The sequence below is a fragment of the Microbacterium sp. M1A1_1b genome (assembly GCF_053345565.1).
The window spans coordinates 543,482-559,997 of the sequence record NZ_JBKFAJ010000002.1 but is presented as its reverse complement, the minus strand read 5'-3'; the positions used below and the strand labels follow the sequence as shown (position 1 = coordinate 559,997).

General features: G+C 71.7%; 16 protein-coding genes. 4 read left to right on the top strand and 12 right to left on the bottom strand.

Features of this window, described 5'->3' with window-relative positions:
* Positions 1-46 precede the first annotated feature (46 nt).
* Positions 47-1,306: an isochorismate synthase gene (locus tag ACLBWP_RS07335; RefSeq protein ID WP_447654670.1), complete on the top strand. Its 1,260-nt coding sequence runs from the start codon at positions 47-49 to the stop codon at positions 1,304-1,306.
* A gap of 333 nt (positions 1,307-1,639) precedes the next feature.
* On the opposite strand, the gene menD is transcribed toward ACLBWP_RS07335, so the two are convergent.
* Together menD and ACLBWP_RS07325 are read right to left on the bottom strand one after the other, a co-directional pair.
* Positions 1,640-3,313, bottom strand: coding sequence for a 2-succinyl-5-enolpyruvyl-6-hydroxy-3-cyclohexene-1-carboxylic-acid synthase (gene menD / locus ACLBWP_RS07330; RefSeq protein ID WP_447654669.1), 1,674 nt, complete (start codon positions 3,311-3,313; stop codon positions 1,640-1,642).
* Between the two features lie 58 nt (positions 3,314-3,371).
* Positions 3,372-3,725, bottom strand: coding sequence for a PLDc N-terminal domain-containing protein (locus ACLBWP_RS07325; protein WP_243561720.1), 354 nt, complete (start codon positions 3,723-3,725; stop codon positions 3,372-3,374).
* A gap of 64 nt (positions 3,726-3,789) precedes the next feature.
* Here ACLBWP_RS07325 and ACLBWP_RS07320 point away from each other — a divergent pair, with 64 nt between their 5' ends.
* Positions 3,790-4,116, top strand: coding sequence for a DUF4229 domain-containing protein (locus tag ACLBWP_RS07320; RefSeq protein WP_447654668.1), 327 nt, complete (start codon positions 3,790-3,792; stop codon positions 4,114-4,116).
* Positions 4,117-4,127: 11 nt separating this feature from the next.
* Here ACLBWP_RS07320 and ACLBWP_RS07315 read toward each other — a convergent pair whose 3' ends face one another.
* The 4 genes from ACLBWP_RS07315 to ACLBWP_RS07300 all read right to left on the bottom strand — a co-directional run bounded on the left by ACLBWP_RS07315 (position 4,128) and on the right by ACLBWP_RS07300 (position 7,918).
* The gene (locus ACLBWP_RS07315) at positions 4,128-5,123 is read right to left on the bottom strand and encodes a 1,4-dihydroxy-2-naphthoate polyprenyltransferase (protein WP_447654667.1); all 996 of its coding nucleotides are present in this window, start codon (positions 5,121-5,123) and stop codon (positions 4,128-4,130) included.
* Positions 5,124-5,159: 36 nt separating this feature from the next.
* Positions 5,160-6,290 (bottom strand): AMP-binding protein, encoded by a 1,131-nt coding sequence (locus ACLBWP_RS07310; RefSeq protein ID WP_447654666.1) that lies wholly within the window; start codon positions 6,288-6,290, stop codon positions 5,160-5,162.
* On the bottom strand, positions 6,290-7,219 hold the full coding sequence (locus ACLBWP_RS07305) for a 1,4-dihydroxy-2-naphthoyl-CoA synthase (RefSeq protein WP_447654665.1): 930 nt from the start codon (positions 7,217-7,219) through the stop codon (positions 6,290-6,292). The genes ACLBWP_RS07310 and ACLBWP_RS07305 overlap by 1 nt, the downstream gene beginning before the upstream one ends.
* Positions 7,220-7,360: 141 nt before the next feature.
* A complete protein-coding gene (locus ACLBWP_RS07300; protein ID WP_447654664.1) occupies positions 7,361-7,918 on the bottom strand; it encodes a hypothetical protein in 558 nt (185 codons plus the stop codon).
* Positions 7,919-8,084: 166 nt separating this feature from the next.
* Between ACLBWP_RS07300 and ACLBWP_RS07295 the strand changes: the two genes are divergently transcribed.
* Complete coding sequence (locus ACLBWP_RS07295; RefSeq protein ID WP_447654663.1) at positions 8,085-9,077, top strand: o-succinylbenzoate synthase; 993 nt, start codon at positions 8,085-8,087, stop codon at positions 9,075-9,077.
* Between the two features lie 534 nt (positions 9,078-9,611).
* Here ACLBWP_RS07295 and ccsB read toward each other — a convergent pair.
* From ccsB to ACLBWP_RS07265, 6 genes are all read right to left on the bottom strand, one after another.
* The gene (ccsB, locus tag ACLBWP_RS07290; protein WP_243561727.1) at positions 9,612-10,613 is read right to left on the bottom strand and encodes a c-type cytochrome biogenesis protein CcsB; all 1,002 of its coding nucleotides are present in this window, start codon (positions 10,611-10,613) and stop codon (positions 9,612-9,614) included.
* Positions 10,610-12,274 (bottom strand): cytochrome c biogenesis protein ResB, encoded by a 1,665-nt coding sequence (gene resB / locus ACLBWP_RS07285; protein WP_447654846.1) that lies wholly within the window; start codon positions 12,272-12,274, stop codon positions 10,610-10,612. The genes ccsB and resB overlap by 4 nt, the downstream gene beginning before the upstream one ends.
* 43 nt (positions 12,275-12,317) lie before the next feature.
* Positions 12,318-13,019 carry a cytochrome c biogenesis CcdA family protein gene (locus tag ACLBWP_RS07280; RefSeq protein WP_447654845.1) on the bottom strand — a complete coding sequence of 234 codons (702 nt, stop codon included), beginning with the start codon at positions 13,017-13,019 and terminating at the stop codon, positions 12,318-12,320.
* Positions 13,020-13,064: 45 nt separating this feature from the next.
* Positions 13,065-13,688 carry a TlpA family protein disulfide reductase gene (locus ACLBWP_RS07275; RefSeq protein WP_243561729.1) on the bottom strand — a complete coding sequence of 208 codons (624 nt, stop codon included), beginning with the start codon at positions 13,686-13,688 and terminating at the stop codon, positions 13,065-13,067.
* Positions 13,685-14,341, bottom strand: a complete 657-nt coding sequence (locus tag ACLBWP_RS07270) for a histidine phosphatase family protein (protein WP_447654662.1) — start codon at positions 14,339-14,341, stop codon at positions 13,685-13,687. The genes ACLBWP_RS07275 and ACLBWP_RS07270 overlap by 4 nt, the downstream gene beginning before the upstream one ends.
* A 67-nt stretch (positions 14,342-14,408) precedes the next feature.
* Positions 14,409-15,899: a SulP family inorganic anion transporter gene (locus ACLBWP_RS07265; RefSeq protein ID WP_447654661.1), complete on the bottom strand. Its 1,491-nt coding sequence runs from the start codon at positions 15,897-15,899 to the stop codon at positions 14,409-14,411.
* Between the two features lie 41 nt (positions 15,900-15,940).
* Here ACLBWP_RS07265 and ACLBWP_RS07260 point away from each other — a divergent pair, with 41 nt between their 5' ends.
* A complete protein-coding gene (locus tag ACLBWP_RS07260) occupies positions 15,941-16,342 on the top strand; it encodes a helix-turn-helix domain-containing protein (RefSeq protein ID WP_447654660.1) in 402 nt (133 codons plus the stop codon).
* The last annotated feature ends 174 nt before the right edge of the window (positions 16,343-16,516 follow it).

The window sequence follows — 16,516 nt, the reverse complement described above, 5'->3', positions numbered from 1 at the left end:
TCCCGCGTCGCGGCCTGGCGTCGGCTGCGCCGCGTACGATCGGTCCGTGACCCGAACCGCCACGGCGGCCCCGCCGCTCACGGTCTCGACCCGGATCCTCGACGACCCGGGCGCCGTGCTCCGCCACACGCTCCCCGACCACCCGCTCGCCTTCGTGCGCGGCGGCGACGGCATCGTCGGGATCGGCGAGGCCCTCCGGTTCACGTTCAGCGGCCCGAGCCGGATGCGCGACGCCGCGGCGGTCTGGCGCGACATCGTGGCCGACGCCGACGTCGACGACCCGGTGCAGCTGCGCGGTTCGGGGCTGGTGGCCTTCGGAGCGTTCGCGTTCGCCGACGACTCCGCAACCAGCAGCGTCCTGATCGTCCCCCGTGTCGTCGTCGGGCGCCGCCGCGGCAAGGCCTGGCTCACCGCCATCGACACGACACCCGACCCCGCTCCGCTGCCGTTCACCCGGACCTCGGCACCCGTCCCCCGCGTCGGGCGGCACCTGTCCGTGACCCTGCGCCCCGGCCGCATCGACGAGGACGCCTACGCCGCGTCCGTCGCCGAGGCCGTGCGTCGGATCACGGCCGGCGACGCACGCAAGGTCGTGCTCGCACGCGACCTGGTCGGCACGCTCCCCGCGGGTGCCGACCAGCGTGCACTGCTCCTCGACCTCGCCGACACGTACCCGCAGTGCGTCGTGTTCGCGGTCGACGGGCTGGTGGGCGCGACCCCGGAGACCCTGGCGCGGACCGACGGCACCCGATTGACCGCCCGGGTGCTGGCGGGAAGCGCCGCCCGTGGCGAGGACGCCGCGTCCGACCGCGCCGCCGCCGAGGCCCTGGCAGCCAGCGCGAAGGACGTGCAGGAACACGCGTTCGCGATCTCGTCGCTGGTCGACGCGCTCCGGCCGATCGCCGCCGACCTGCGCGTCGATCCCGAGCCCTTCCGTCTGCAGCTGCCGAACCTGTGGCACCTGGCGAGCGACGTGCAGGCCACGCTGCCCGTCGGCACCACCTCGCTCGACGTCGCCGACGCACTGCACCCCACCGCGGCCGTCGCCGGCACGCCGACCGACGTCGCGGTGCGGCTGGTCGCCGAGCTCGAGGGCGTCGACCGGGGCCGCTACGCCGGTCCGGTCGGGTGGTTCGGGGCCTCGGGTGACGGGGAGTGGATGCTCGCCCTGCGCAGTGCGCAGATCGACCCGGACGGCACCGTCACGGCGTGGGCGGGGGCGGGCATCGTCGCCGGCTCGGACCCGCAGCGCGAGGTCGCCGAGACGGCGCTGAAGTTCCGCCCCATCCGCGACGCACTCGCGTAGCGGCGCGGCGGCGCTTGCCGCGCGCGCACCGTGCGAGGTTCGCGGCCGGTGCGAGGTTGCCCGGCCCGTGCCGGGCAACAAGCCCGCACCACGCGACCGTCGACGCACGCACGCACGCCGAAGCGCGCACCGTGCACGGCATCGCGGTCGCACCCACCGCCGGACGCGAGGCTCGGCACAGGTCCGGCACCGAGCCTCCCGTCCGGCACCACACCGGTCGAGCACCGTACGAGGTCCGCGGCCGGTGCGAACTTGCCCGGCCCGTGCCGGGCAACAAGCCCGCACCACGCGATCGCGCGCGCACCGTGCGCGGCGTGCCGCACCCGCGCGCCGTCAGTCCGCCAGCGGTACCTCGATGACGACGCGGTCGGCCGGGTCCGTCAAGACGCGCTCGAGGTCGCCCCACGTCGCGGCGCGGCGGTACTCCCACCCGAGGCCGGTGACGACGCGCTCGACGTCGACGTGCTGCGGTGTGGTCATCATCCGGCGCATGTCCTCGGGCGGGGTGGTCTGCGCCACCTCGAGCCCGCGGAAGATCGCTCCCCCGACGTCGTTGCCGACCACGACCTGCACACGGTGCGTCGTCTCGTCGGTGCCCGTGACGAAGGCGCCCAGGTCGTGCAGGAACGTCAGGTCGCCGAGCAGCACGCGGGTGGTGCCCCCGGCGGCCTGGGTCGACGACAGCGCCGCGGCGATGCCGAGTGCGGTCGACACGGTGCCGTCGATGCCGGCCAGTCCCCGGTTGGCATGCACGTGGATCTTCTTGCCGGCGACCCGTCCGTCGGCGACGCGGATGATCTGCGACGCACCGAGCACCAGGCGGTCGTGCGGCCAGGTCACGCCCCACACGGCATCGGCGAGCATCGCTCGGTCGACCGGACGGCGTCGGAGTGCCACCTCGTCCTTCAGGAACCGGTTCCGCTCGGCGCGGTCCTCGGACCGCTTGGCGTCGAGGTCCGGTCCGGCGTCGCCGTCGCCGAGCGCAGCCCGGCTGGCGGCCACCCACCGGCCGACCCACGCACGGTGCTCGGGGCCGGTGCGGCCGGTCACGCGGACGTCGGACACCAGCCGGGAGGCCCGGCTGGGGTCGTACGCGTCGGCTCCCGCCCCGCGGACGGTCACGACCTCGACGTCGTCACGCTGCAGCAGCGCGGGGACCTCGCGCGAGAGCGTCGGGTGGCCGAGCACGACGGCACGGCGGACACGGCCGCCGAACGCCGGGTCGCGCAGCAACTCGCGGTAGGTGACGACGAGGTTCCGCCCGAAGTGCGCCCCGCTCGAGACCTCGGCCACCAGCGGCGCACCGAGCTCCCACGCGATCCGTTCGGCGTCCGCGCCGGCGTCGTGTCCGGCGATGACGACCGTCGCGGGCTGGTCGTCCGGCGTGAGGTCGGCAACCGGCAGCCCGGAGTGGGTCCTCCGGGTGGCGAAGTCCACGTCGATCTCGGTGTCCGGCACGCCCTGCACGTCGACGAGGGTGGCGGACAGGGGCTCGCGGAAGGCGACGTTCAGCTGCGCGGGCCCGGGCTGGCCGGTGTGCCCCGACGCAGCGGCAACGGCTTCGCGGACGACGCCGCGGATCACGCCGCGGGTGTCGTCGTCGACGCCGTGTGCGGTCGGGGCCTCGATCTCGCGGACGAACGGCACGGCCTGGGCGAAGATGCCCGGCTGCACGGTCGTCTGGTTGCTCCCGATCCCCCGCAGTTCGGTGGGGCGGTCGGCGGAGACGACGATCATCGGCACGCCGGAGTGGTGGGCCTCCGACACGGCGGGGTGCAGGTTCGCCACCGCGGTGCCCGAGGTCGTGACGACCAGCGCAGGACGCCCCGTCTCGACCGCGAGCCCCAGCGCGAAGAACCCGGCCGTGCGCTCGTCGAGCCGGACGTGCACGGTGATCCCGCCGGCACGCTCGAGCGCGACCGCCGCGAGGGCGAGTGCCTGCGACCGCGAACCGGGACTCACCACGACGTCGGTCACCCCGGCGCGTGCGGCTTCCTGCAGCAGCACGAGGGCGAAGTCCGACGCGGGGCTGCCCGAGGTCGGCTGACCCGAGCCGACGGGACCGTCAGCGATCGGTGCGGCCGTCGTCGTCGGTGTCGTGGAACTGTTCTTCGAGGTCTCGGAGGGTGACGTCGTCCTGGTCCTTGTCCGTGCGGGGCCGCTCGGGAGCCTGCTCGCCGAGGAAGTCCGGGTCGTCTTCGGGACCACGGTACCGGGCGGTCGGCTGCGGGGACGCCGGTGCACGACCGAGCAGGAACCAGAGCAGGGCGCCGAGGACCGGCAGCACGATGACGAGCAGGACCCAGATGCCCTTGCGGAGCGAACGGACGCGGGCCTTGGGCATGGTGGCGCAGTCGATGAGCGCGTACACCGTGAACGCCACGGCGGCGACTGCGACGACGAGCCACAAGCGGATCATGCACGGAGTCTAGGTCGCGAGTCTGTGACGGAACTCATGGTCTGGGGGTCCGTAGACTTGCCGCGTGAAAGCGTGGCTCGTCTACACCCTCGCCCGTCTCGGGATCTTCGCGGCGGCGCTCGTCGTCCTGTTCGTGATCGGGCTCCCCTGGTACTGGGCGACCATCGGCGCGGCGCTGATCGGGCTGCTCGTGTCGTACATCGCGCTGCCCCGACTGCGCAGCGAGGTGACCTCGAGCCTGGCGTCACGCCGGCCCCGTCCTGCCCACGACGCCGACTCGGACTTCGAGGACGACTTCGTCGACGCCGAGGACTCGGACGCCCCGACGACCCGTCCGGTGTCCGACGCCGACCGGCACGTGGACCGCCGCGAGCATCCCGCCGCGGACTGACCCGACCCCGGCTACGGCTGGACGGCGAGCGTGATGCCGAGCACCACGCCGTAGACCAGTGACGCGAACGACGACAGCTGCAGTGCGGTGATCAGCTCGCGGGGCTTCTTCGACGTCACGCCGATCAGCAGGGCGGGCAGGGCGAGCAGCAGCGAGAAGTACGTGAAGCCGGTCCGGAAGTACAGCAGCACGAACCACAGCAGCGCCACGTAGGGCAGCATCAGGAACACGCCGTACAGCGTCCGCGCGACGCCACTGCCGAGCACGACGGCCAGGGTGCGCTTGCCGGCCAGCCGGTCCTCGTCGATGTCGCGGATGTTGTTCACCATGAGGACAGCGCACGCGAAGAACCCTGCCGCGACGGCCGCCGCCCAGCCGCTCGTCGTGACCTGCTGGATCTGGGTGTACTGCGTGCCGAGCACCGCGACCAGGCCGAAGAACACGAAGACGAACACCTCACCGAGCGCGTTGTACCCGTAGGGCTTCTTGCCGCCGGTGTAGAACCACGCGGCGACGATCGCCGCGGCACCGACCAGCAGCAGCCACCACAGCTGGGTGAGCACCACGATCGCGATGCCGGCCACCGCGGCCAGGCCGAAGAACGTCAGCGCCACCGTCAGCACCGTGCGGGGCTTGGCGAGCCCGGCACCGGTGAGACGAGCGGGCCCGACGCGGAACTCGTCCGTCCCGCGCACACCGTCGGAGTAGTCGTTGCTGTAGTTCACACCGATCTGCAGGAACAGGGCGACCGCCAGGGCCAGCAGCGCCACGGCCAGGTGGCCGTCCTGGGCCAGGTACGCGCCGAAGTCACCCGAGATGCCGCTGTCGACGAAGCCGACCGCGGTGCCGAGCACGACGGGGACCACGCCGAGCGTGAGGGTCCGTAGCCGGGCGCCGCCGATCCAGTCGCGCGCGGTCGCCCGGCGCCTGGTGTTCGCCGGCGCAGCGGCCTTCGCGGGGTTGCCGGAGCGGCCCGGCCTGTGCGTTGCGTTCTTGGATCGTGCCACGGCCGTCAATCCTATTCGCCGACGCGTGCGGGGACCCTACCCGTCGACGAGTGCCCGGATCGCCCGTCGGTCGGGCTTGCCGGTGCTGAGCATCGGGAGCGGGTCCGCGACGACGACCTCGGCCGGTCGAGCAGCACGGCCGAGGGCCCGCTCGACGTGGTCGCGCACCTGCTGCAGGTCGATCGGGACCGGGGTGACGACGACGGGGACCTCACCCCACGTCGCCGACGTCCGCCGGGTGACCACGGCAGTGTCCTGGCCCGGCAGTTCGCGCACGTGACGCTCGACCAGGCCGAGCGGGACCTTCTCGCCGCCGGAGATGATGACGTCGTCCAGCCGTCCGAGCACGCGGAGCACCTCGTCGGTGACGGTCGCCGCGTCGCCCGTGCGGTACCAGCGCAGGCCGTCCCGGACCACGAAGGTCGCCGCCGTGCGGGTGTCGTCCCCGACGTACCCCTCGGCGAGCATCGGTCCGTGCAACCAGAGCTCACCGTCGACCAGCCGGGTCTGCACCGTGCCGAACGGCACACCGTCGTACACACATCCCCCGCTGGTCTCGCTCGCACCGTAGGTCGTGACCATCCGGACGCCGGCCGAGCGGGCACGCTCACGGAGCGGGGCGGGGGTGGCCTGTCCGCCGACCAGCACGGCGTCGAACCGGGCCAGTGCCGCGGTCGCACGGGGATCGTCGAGGACCCGGGCGAGCTGCACCGGCACGAGCGAGGTGTACCGCCGGGGTGCGGTCGGCCCGACCTCGAGCCGGTCGGCAGCGTCGGCGAACGCCGTCGCGGTGAAGTGCCCCGGCGCCACCACCGCGGGCGTGGTCCCCGCCACGATCGACCGGGTCAGCACGTTGAGCCCGGCGATGTAGTGCGTCGGCAGCGCCAGCACCCAACTGCCCGCTCCGCCGAGCGCCTGGTCGGCAGCGGCGGCGCCGGCCAACAGTGCGTCCGCCGACAGCGCCACGCGCTTGCCGGTGCCGGTCGACCCACTCGTCTCGACAACCAGGGCGACCCGCTGCGGGACCCGGGCCGGAGCCGGTGTCGGCAGCGCGGGTGCACCTTCGGCGACGGGGAGCAGGGCGGGGCCGCCGGCGAGGGCAGCCTCCAGGCCGCGCAGCACGCGCACCGGGTCGGACGCGCCCGTCGTGACGAGCGGTCGGGTCATCAGTAGTGCCAGGGGAAGGACGTCCACTCCGGGGCGCGCTTCTGCAGGAACGCGTCACGGCCCTCCACGGCCTCGTCGGTGCCGTAGGCCAGCCGGGTGGCCTCGCCTGCGAAGACCTGCTGGCCGACCATGCCGTCGTCGACCGCGTTGAAGGCGTACTTGAGCATCCGGATCGCCGTCGGCGACTTGCCCAGGATGGTCTCGCCCAGACGGATCGCCTCGCGCTCGAGCTCGGCGTGCGGCACCACCCTGTTGACCGCCCCCATCTCGTAGGCGCGCTGGGCCGAGTACTCCTCGGCCAGGAAGAAGACCTCGCGTGCGAGCTTCTGCCCGATCTGCTTGGCGTAGTAGGCGCTGCCGTACCCGCCGTCGAACGACCCCACGTCGGCGTCGGTCTGCTTGAACTTCCCGTGCTCGGCGCTCGCGATGGTCAGGTCGCAGATCGCGTGCAGGGAGTGCCCACCGCCGGCCGCCCAGCCGGGGACGACCGCGATGACGACCTTCGGCATCATCCGGATCAGGCGCTGCACCTCGAGGATGTGCAGCCGGCCCATCGACGCCTGGGCCGCGGCGGGGTCGACGCCCTCGGGCGGGGCGCCGTCGTCGCCGACGTACTGGTACCCGCTGCGACCGCGGATGCGCTGGTCGCCACCGGAGCAGAACGCCCAGCCGCCGTCCTTCGGGCTGGGGCCGTTGCCGGTCAGCAGCACGACGCCGACGCGGGGGTCCTGGCGGGCGTCGTCGAGCGCGCGGTACAGCTCGTCGACGGTGCGGGGACGGAAGGCGTTGCGGACTTCGGGCCGGTCGAAGGCGATCCGGACGATGCCCTGCGACACGTGCTTGTGGTAGGTGATGTCGGTGAACGACGCGGCTGCGGGGGCGGTCGTCCAGACGTCGGGGTCGAACAGTTCGGACACGGTGTCGGGCATGCTCCCAACCTATCGCCGGGCGGTGCGGGCGGGCCGCGGGGCCGGGCCGTGCTCGGCACCGCCGGTCAGGGCCGGGTGCCGCCCAGCCAGTGCCGGCCGCCGGTCAGGGCTGGGTGCCGCCCAGCCAGTGCCGGCCGCCGGTCAGGGCTGGGTGCCGCCCATGTCGGTGAGCATCTCCGGCGCGACGATCACCAGCAGCACGATCAGGATCACCGGGTTGGCGAAGAAGGCAAGCACGACACCGATCGAGCCGTACCACCGCCCCATCCCACCGACCGCGGCGATGAACCCGAGGATCGCGGCGATCAGGGTCAGGAACACGACGACGAAGCAGATGCCGAACGCGAAGGTGGTGTCGCCGCCCATGAACACCGCGAAGGCACTGGCGTCGACCGCAGCCGACACGATCGCCAGTCCGAAGGCGATCTTGCCCACGATGGGGTTCCGCCGCCGACGACGCTGCTGGGCGGCCTGGGCGCGGACGTCGACGGTGCCGCGCTGCATGAGCCGCTCGAAGTCGGTCCCCGCCCGGGTGCGACCGGCCGACGGCGTGTCGCCGGTCTGCCGGGTGCCGGTCGGCCTGGAGGCGTTCGCCGTGGCCGCGTTCGACCGTGCGGCGTTCGACCGTGAGGTGCTCGACGTGGTCCGCGATGCCGCTCCGGACGCCCGAGGTGGCCGCTGCTGCGGGTCTGCCGCCACGGAGCCTCCCTCTGGTCGTGCCGTGTGTGCTGGTCGTGCCGTGCGTGCTGGTCGTGCTGTATGTGCTGTCGTGTCGACCGTGAACCGTCGCTGACCGCATGATGCTAGTGCGCCGCCCTGGCCTTCCCCTCCGAGGAACTGTGACGTCCGCTGCGAGGATGGACCGGTGCTCCCCGACCTCGCCGACCTGTTGTCCGACGCGCACGTCGTCGCCCTGCCGATGCGGGTGCGGTTCCGCGGCATCACCACCCGCGAGGCACTCGTGCTGCGCGGCCCCGAGGGCTGGACGGAGTTCTCGCCGTTCGTCGAGTACGACGACGCCGAGGCCGCCGCGTGGCTCCGTGCGGCGATCGACTTCGGGTGGACACCGCACGCGCCCGCGGCCTCGTCCGTCCTGGTGAACGCCACCGTGCCGGCCGTCGCGCCGTCGGCGGTCGAGGGTCTGCTCGCGCGGTACCCCGGCTGCACCACGGCCAAGGTGAAGGTCGCCGAACCCGGGACCGGCATCGAGGACGACGTCGCACGGGTCGCCGAGGTCCGTCGGGTGATGGGTCCCGACGCGGCCGTCCGGATCGATGCCAACGGCCTGTGGAGTGTCGACCAGGCCGTCGTCGCCCTCGAGCGCCTGGCCCCGTTCGACCTGCAGTACGCCGAGCAGCCGTGCCGGACGATCGCCGAACTCGCTGCGCTGCGACGACGCACCGCGGGTCTCGGTGTCCGGATCGCGGCGGACGAGAGCGTCCGCAAGGCCTCGGATCCCCTCGCTGTCGCCCGTGCCGGTGCCGCCGACGTGCTGGTCGTCAAGGCGCAACCGCTCGGCGGGATCACCGCGGCGCAGCGCGTCATCGCCGCAGCCGGACTGCCGTGCGTGGTGTCCAGCGCCCTCGACACGTCGGTCGGGCTCGGGATGGGGGCGTTCCTGGCGGCTGCCGCGATGAGCCCGTGCTACGCCGCGGGGCTCGGGACGGCGGCCATGTTCGCGGGTGACGTCACGACGGATCCGCTCCTGCCCACGAACGGGAGGATCGGGGTGCGTCGCGTCGACGTCGCCCCGTCCCTGCTGGAGCAGTACACGGCGTCACCCGAGCGGACCGCCTGGTGGCGGACACGGGTGGAGCGGGTGCACGCACTGCTCGCAGACACGTCGGCGCGGGAGTAGGCGGCTCCGCACTTCGTCACGCAACGGTTTGCTGCGCGACTCCGGCCCGAGTCGACCGGTCACAACACCCCGCTCAGGTCCGCCGGCCGGTCACATCCTGTCGCTCGGCCGACGCTCGAGCGACGTTTCGCGACCACTCACCGGTGCCGTCCCGGTCGCGAGGCGCAGCACCGCGCGGATCAGCCCACGCGGCAGTCGACCGGTCACGGCACCCCGCTCACGTCCGGACTCCACCGCGCGCAGCCTCGCCGACCGGTCACGACACCCCGCTCACGTTCGCCGACTGGGCACGACCTGTCGCTCGTCGACGCCGCGAACGACGTTTTCTGACCGGTCGCCGCCCGCGTGCGACGTGTCGTGACCACTCGCGCACAGGGCCGCCCACAGGACACGCGCAGGGCGCACACGGAACAGGCGCGGCACGGGACAGCGCACGCGGGACGCCGGAAAACGCACGCGAGTGCCTGCCCGTGCACGGAACAGGCGCGGCACGGGATGGACCCGCACCGCGCCTGTTCGACGATCGTCAGTGGTTCACAGCCCGGAGTAGCTGTGCAGCCCCTTGAAGAACACGTTGACGACGGCGAAGTTGAACATCACCGCGGAGAACCCGACGAGCGCCAGCCACGACGACCGGGCGCCGCGCCAGCCACGGGTGGCCCGAGCGTGGATGTAGCCCGCGTAGATGACCCAGATGATGAAGGTCCAGACTTCCTTGGTGTCCCAGCCCCAGTACCGGCCCCATGCTCGTTCGGCCCAGATGGCACCGGCGATGAGCGTGAAGGTCCACAGCACGAAGCCCACGAGCAGGACGCGGTACGTCAGGACCTCGAGCCGATCGGCGTCCGGCAGGGTCTCCATGAAGCGCAGCTGCTTGGATGCACCGCTGTGGCTGAGGCGGTAGGTCTGGATGAGCTGCGACACGGCCAGACCAGCACCCAGGGCGAAGAAGCCCGTACCGGCGATGGCGACGAACACGTGCAGGACGAGCCAGTACGACTCGAGCGCAGGCACGAGCGGGCGGACCGGCACGTAGTAGTTGACCGTCGCGATGCCGAGCAGGATCAGCGTGAGTCCGGTGATGAAGACGCCGAGGAACTTCAGGTTCTGCCACAGTTGCACGAGCAGGAAGATCGCGATGATCAGCCCGGTGCCCGTGAGCGAGAACTCGAACATGTTGCCCCACGGCACACGGTCGGCCGCGATGCCACGGAGCACGATCGCGCCGACGTGCAGCACGAGTGCCAGGATCGTCATCGCCATGCCCACGCGCTCGAACCGTGAGCCGCGTCGACCGGAGCCGGTCTTGGCCGGGGCTTCGACCCGTTCGAGGACGACGGTGCCGCCCTGGACCGTGGCGACGGTCTTGGCCTGCTGCTGACGCGCCGTCGAGGCGACGGCCGCGCCGTCGGCGCCGACCGTGACCTCACCCGACCGCTTGGCCATGTCGAGTGCGAACGAGATGAACGCGACCACGTACACGGCCATGGCCGAGTAGGTGAGCACGACCGAGTAGGTCGCGAGGTTCGTCGTCATGTCCACGAGGGAATCCTAACTCCGAGGTCTGACACGTGCTTGGCGGCGATGTCCGCCACGGCCCGTTCGAGATTGGGGTCCTCGCCGCGGGCCAGCCCCGCGTACTCGAGGTCGTACTCGCCGTGCTCGGCTCCGGTGCGCGGCACGACCTTCACCCACACGCGACGGCGCGGGACGAACAGCGAGGTCAGCAGCCCGAGCACGCTGAGCACGGCGAACCCGCCGACCCACAGCTGCGACGGGTCGTGGTGCACGTCGAGCGAGACGTACCGCTTCACGCCGTTGAACGTGATCGACCCGGCACCCTGCGGCAGCGTCTTGGTCTGCCCGGGCTTCAGCTCGACGCTCTTGGCCTCGGACTTGGTGCCGGCGATCTGCTTGAGTCCGCTCGTGTCGAGCTGGTAGACGCTGCGCGGCACGCCGTCGTCCAGGCCGAGGTTGCCCGTGTAGACCTGCAGCGTCAGCAGCGGGTTCTCGGCGTCGGGGTAGTTCGACGTGAACGCGCCGGTGCCGAGCTTGACCGCGGTCGGGTAGAAGAACCCGACCATGCCGAGTTGGTCCGGTGCCGCGTCGGGGACCTTGATGACGCCGGTCGAGGTGTAGTTCGCGTCGGCGGGCAGGAAGGGCACGTCGTCCTGGAACGCCACGTTGCCGTCGCCGTCGCGCACGGTGACGTCCATCGCGTAGCCGTTGCCGAGCAGGTACACGTTCGTGCCGCCGATCGACAGCGGGTCGTTGACACCGAGCCGGCCGGTCGTCGGCTGACCGCCCTTGGACTGCGAGGTCACCGTCGCCGAGTAGTCGGTCGCCTGCCCGAGGGCGTCGAGGTTGCGCTCTTCGTACTTCGTGACGAACTTGTCGAGCGTCAGGTTGTAGCCCTGCAGGTCGCTCTGCTGGAACCAGCGCCCCGGGTTGAACGAGTCGTACGAGCCGAGCACGTTCGAGAACGTCTGCCCCTCGACCAGCAGCCGCTGGCCGGTGTACCCGAACCCACCGCCGATGCCGACGGCGACCAGGACCCCGACGAGCGCGGCGTGGAACACCAGGTTGCCGGTCTCGCGCAGGTACCCGCGCTCGGCGCTCACCGAGTCGCCGAACCGCTCGACGCGGTAGCCCGAGCGCTTGAGCATCGCCATGGCACGCGTGACCGCGTGGTCGGCGGACGGGAGGCCCGTGGCCGGGTCCGTCCCGCGCGCGGCGTCCGTCATGGTGTCCGGCTCGACTGCGACGGTGCGGTACCCCGCCAGGCGGGTCAGCCGTGCCGGGGTCTTGGGCGGCCGGGTCCGGAGCGCCTGCCAGTGGTGCTTGGTGCGCGGGATGATGCAGCCGATCAGCGACACGAACAGCAGCAGGTAGATCGCCGAGAACCACACCGAGGTGTAGGTGTCGAAGACCTGGAGCTTGTCGAGGACCGGGAACAGCTGCGGGTGGTCGGCCTGGTACTGCACGACGCCGTTGGGGTCGGCGGTGCGCTGCGGCACGAGCGAGCCCGGGATCGCCGCGAGCGCGAGCATCATCAGCAGGAACAGCGCGGTGCGCATGCTGGTCAGCTGCCGCCAGAAGAACCGGATGTACCCGAGGACACCGAGCTTGGGCTGGTTGACGTCGCCGCCCGCGCCCTCGGTGGGGCCGGAGCCGTCGACGTGGTCGGAGGGCCGCATCGGGTCGGACGCGGTGCCGTTCTCGAGTCGGCTGTCGTCGGTGTCAGACTGCCGGGACATAGCTCTGGATCACCGCCCCGACGCTCGACATGACGGCCGACCAGATGCCGGTGACCATGAGCAGACCGATGACGATCAGGATCGCTCCTCCGATGATGTTGACGACGCGCATGTGGCGCTTCACGACGCGGATGGCCCCGGCCGCCCACCCGGCGCCGAGCGCCACGAGCAGGAACGGGATGCCGAGGCCCAGGCAGTAGGCGACGCCGAGCCACATGCCCTGCCACGCGCTACCCGCCTGCACGCTGAGCAGGTTGATCGCGGCCAGGGTCGGCCCGAGGCACGGGGTCCACCCGAGACCGAAGACGATGCCGAGCAGCGGTGCGCCGACCAGTCCCGTGGCGGGGGTCCAGGACGGCTTCAGGGTGCGCTGCAGGAACGTGAAGCGCCCGATGAACACCAGGCCCATCAGGACGACGACGACCCCGAGCACCTGTGTGATGAGGTCACGCCAGCGGACGAGCCAGAAGCCGAGTGCGCCGAACACGGTCGTGTAGGCGACGAACACCGCGGTGAAGCCGAGCACGAAGAGCAGCACCCCGAGGACCACACGACCCCGACCCCGGTTCCCCGCGTCGGCGATGCCGCTGACGTACCCCAGGTACCCGGGGACCAGCGGCAGGACGCACGGCGACAGGAACGACACGAGCCCGGCGAGCAGCGCCACGGGCAGTGCGACGAGCATCTGCCCACTGAGGATCGCGTCGGAGAAGGGGTTGCTGCCCACGGGTCAGGACGCCTTGCTGCCGCTGAGCTCGTCACTGACCAGGGTGTCGAGGATGCTCGTGCCGTCGATGGCGCCGAGCACGCGCGCGGCGACACGACCCTTGGTGTCGAGCACGATCGTCGCGGGGACGGCGTTCGGCGCGATCTGCCCGGACAGGGCGAGCTGCATCGTGCCCTTGTCGGCGTCGAGCACCGTCGGGTAGTCGATCCCGAAGGTGCGCTCGAAGGCCGCGGCGGTCGCTGCCTGGTCGCGCACGTTGACCCCGATGAACTGCACGTCCTTGTCGGCGTACTTGCGCTGCACCGTGTTGAGGTACTTCGCCTCGGCACGGCAGGGCGGGCAGCTGGCGTACCAGAAGTTGAGCACGACGACCTTGCCGCGCAGGGCCTTGGCCGACAGGGTCGCCCCGTCGGTGTCCTTCGCGGTGAAGTCGACGGTGTCGGTGCGCTTGTCGGCGGCGACCTCGGTCACCGCGCCGTCGCCGGAGATGTAGTTCTGCGTGGTGCCCTTGCCGTACTGGTTCGCCAGGGAGTCACTGCCGCTGGAACACCCGGCCAGCGCGAGGGCGGCGACCACGGCAGTCGCTGCGGTCGCGACGAGACGTTGCTTGACACTGCGGACGATCACACTGCTCCTTCGTCGACTGCACGTTGGCGGAGTTCCATCGCCGGGTCCGCGTACCCGACCTCGGTGAAGCGACCGCCGGACGTGGCGGGCACGCGCTCGAGGGTCGTGATGCTGGAGAGGTCGCACCGGCGTCGGCGCGGGTCGTGCCACAGGGACTCCCCCGCGAGACGACGGTGGACCATCCAGATCGGCAACTGGTGGCTCACGAGGACCACGTCGCCCTCGTCGACACTCTCCCACGCACTGGTGACAGCGGCGAGCATGCGGTTGGCGATCGACTCGTAGGCCTCACCCCAGCTGGGTCGCCACGGGTTCGCGATCCAGGGCCACTCGGCCGGTCGGCGGATCGAGCGCTTCGTGAACCCGGGAGGCTGTCCCTCGTACCGGTTGGTGGGCTCGATGAGCCGTTCGTCGAGTGCGACGTCGAGGCCGTAGGCGGCAGCCCAGGGCGCGGCGGACTCCTGCGTCCGCTGCAGGGGTGACGCGACGATCCGGCGGACGTCGACGCCGGCGTCCTTCGACGCGGTGGCGGACGCGGCGGCCATCTGGTGCCCGAGTTCGCTCAGTCCGAAGCCCGGCAGCCGGCCGTACAACACACGGTCCGGGTTGTGGACCTCGCCGTGCCGGACGAGGTGGATTCGGGACGCGGGCATGGGTTCCAGTGTAGGTCGCGCCGTGGTTCCCACTGCCCACACAGCGGATTGACGGCTTCGGGACCCCTCAGCCGAGGTGCCCGGACAGTCGGCCGTGGATCGCGACCGACCCCGTGTTGAGGTTCACGACCTCGACGCTCGACCCGTGCTTGGCGAAGCGCTGTTCGACCCCGTCGAGCGCCGCCACCGTGCTGGCGTCGTACACGTGTGCCTCGGACATGTCGATGACGACGTGCGCCGGGTCCAGGGCGTACGAGAACCGGGTGACCAGGTCGTTCGACGACGCGAAGAACAGCGCGCCGCGCACGCGGTACCGCACGGTGTCGTCGTCGACGGGTTCGCGGACGACCTCGACCACGTGGGCGACCCGGCGGGCGAAGACGAGCGCGGCGAGCACGACCCCGACGAGCACGCCGGTCGCCAGGTTGTTCGTGACGACGACCACGACCACCGTGATGAGCATGACGGCCGTCTCGCCGAGCGGCATGCGGCCGAGCGTGCGGGGACGGATGCTGTGCCAGTCGAACGTCGCGACGCACACCATGAGCATCACGGCGGTGAGTGCCGCCATCGGGATCCGGGCGACGACGTCGTGCAGCACGATCGTCAGCACGAGCACCGAGGCCCCCGCGGCGAAGGTCGAGATCCGGGTGCGGGCGCCGGCGGTCTTCACGTTGATCACCGTCTGGCCGATCATGGCGCAGCCGCCGGTGCCGCCGAAGAACGCGGAGGCGATGTTGGCGATGCCCTGGCCCCACGACTCGCGCCACTTGCTGGACCCGGTGTCGGTCAGGGCATCGACGAGCTGGGCGGTGAGCAGCGTCTCGATGAGCCCGACGATCGCCATGCCGAACGCGTACGGCGCGATGATCCCCAGGGTGTCGAACGAGATCGGCACCGTGATGCCACTGAACCCGGGCAGCGCGGTCGGGAGCGCCCCCTCGTCGCCGACGGTCGGCACCACGACGCCGAACACGACGGTGATCAGGGTGATCACCACGACGGCGATGAGCGGCGCCGGCACGGCCTTGGTCAGGTACGGGAAGCCGACGATCACCGCGACCCCCAGGGCGGTCAGGGGCCAGACGACGAACGGCACGTCGTGCCCGAGCAGGTTCGGCAGCTGTGCGGTGAAGATCAGGATTGCCAGGGCGTTGACGAACGCGACGTTCACGCTGCGCGGGATGAACCGCATCAGCCGGGCGACACCGAGGAACCCGAGCACGAGCTGGATCACGCCACCGAGCACGATCGTCGGGACCAGGTAGGCGATGCCGTGGTCGCGGACGAGGGGGGCGATGACGAGCGCGACCGACCCGGCGGCTGCCGACACCATGGCGGGACGACCGCCGACGATCGCGATGACGACCGCGATCACCACGCTCGAGAACAGTCCGACGGCCGGGTCGACACCCGCGACGACGGAGAAGGAGATCGCCTCGGGGATGAGGGCGAGTGCGGTCACGATGCCGGCCAGGACCTCGCGCGTCAGCATGCGCGGCGATCGGAGGGCCGACAGGACGCTCTGGGCAGGCGGGGCCGTGGTGAGGGAGGTCATCGCTGCCAACCCTACCCTCACGTCAGGGTAGGGTTGGTCGCATGACGGAAGCGCAGGACCCGGGCACGATGCACATCGGCGAGCTGGCCGACCGCGCCGGCATGTCACTGCGGACGATCCGCCACTACGACGAGGTGGGGCTGCTGGTGCCGAGTGGCCGGACGACGGGTGGCTTCCGCGTGTACACCGAGCGCGACCTGGAACGCCTGCTCGTGATCCGCCGGATGAAGCCCCTGGGGTTCTCGCTCGACGAGATGGGCGAGCTCCTGCGCATCGTCGACGGTCTGCCCGGCACCGACCCCGAGGACACCGCCGCTCGCGCGGCCCAGCTCGACGCGTTCGTGCAGGACGCGCGCGACCGGCACGCCAAGTTGGTCGAGCGTGCCGGCATGGCCGAGGAGTTCATCGGCACGCTGAGCGTCCTGCGGGCATCCCTGCCCTGAGCAGCACCCCGACCAGCCGCGAACAGGACACGCGTCGGCCGGCACCTGCGTGGCCAGGCCGCGGGTCCCCCGGTCCGCCGACATCCTGCGGACCGCTTCCCCGCCCGCGACCTGGCCACGTCGAGAACGCTACGGTCGCGGCGGCGGTGATCCGGGCCTCCAGGTCGCCCCTGT

Excerpts from the sequence above, each read along its gene's own strand:
- ACLBWP_RS07265 (WP_447654661.1), bottom strand. The coding sequence starts at position 15,899 with ATGACCTCCCTCACCACGGCCCCGCCTGCCCAGAGCGTCCTGTCGGCC.
- ACLBWP_RS07280 (WP_447654845.1), bottom strand. The coding sequence starts at position 13,019 with ATGCTCGTCGCACTGCCCGTGGCGCTGCTCGCCGGGCTCGTGTCGTTC.
- ACLBWP_RS07310 (WP_447654666.1), bottom strand. The coding sequence starts at position 6,290 with ATGACCCGACCGCTCGTCACGACGGGCGCGTCCGACCCGGTGCGCGTG.
- ACLBWP_RS07305 (WP_447654665.1), bottom strand. The coding sequence starts at position 7,219 with ATGCCCGACACCGTGTCCGAACTGTTCGACCCCGACGTCTGGACGACC.
- resB (WP_447654846.1), bottom strand. The coding sequence starts at position 12,274 with ATGCGGCCCTCCGACCACGTCGACGGCTCCGGCCCCACCGAGGGCGCG.
- ACLBWP_RS07270 (WP_447654662.1), bottom strand. The coding sequence starts at position 14,341 with ATGCCCGCGTCCCGAATCCACCTCGTCCGGCACGGCGAGGTCCACAAC.
- ACLBWP_RS07325 (WP_243561720.1), bottom strand. The coding sequence starts at position 3,725 with ATGATCCGCTTGTGGCTCGTCGTCGCAGTCGCCGCCGTGGCGTTCACG.
- ccsB (WP_243561727.1), bottom strand. The coding sequence starts at position 10,613 with ATGACGACGAACCTCGCGACCTACTCGGTCGTGCTCACCTACTCGGCC.
- ACLBWP_RS07260 (WP_447654660.1), top strand. The coding sequence starts at position 15,941 with ATGACGGAAGCGCAGGACCCGGGCACGATGCACATCGGCGAGCTGGCC.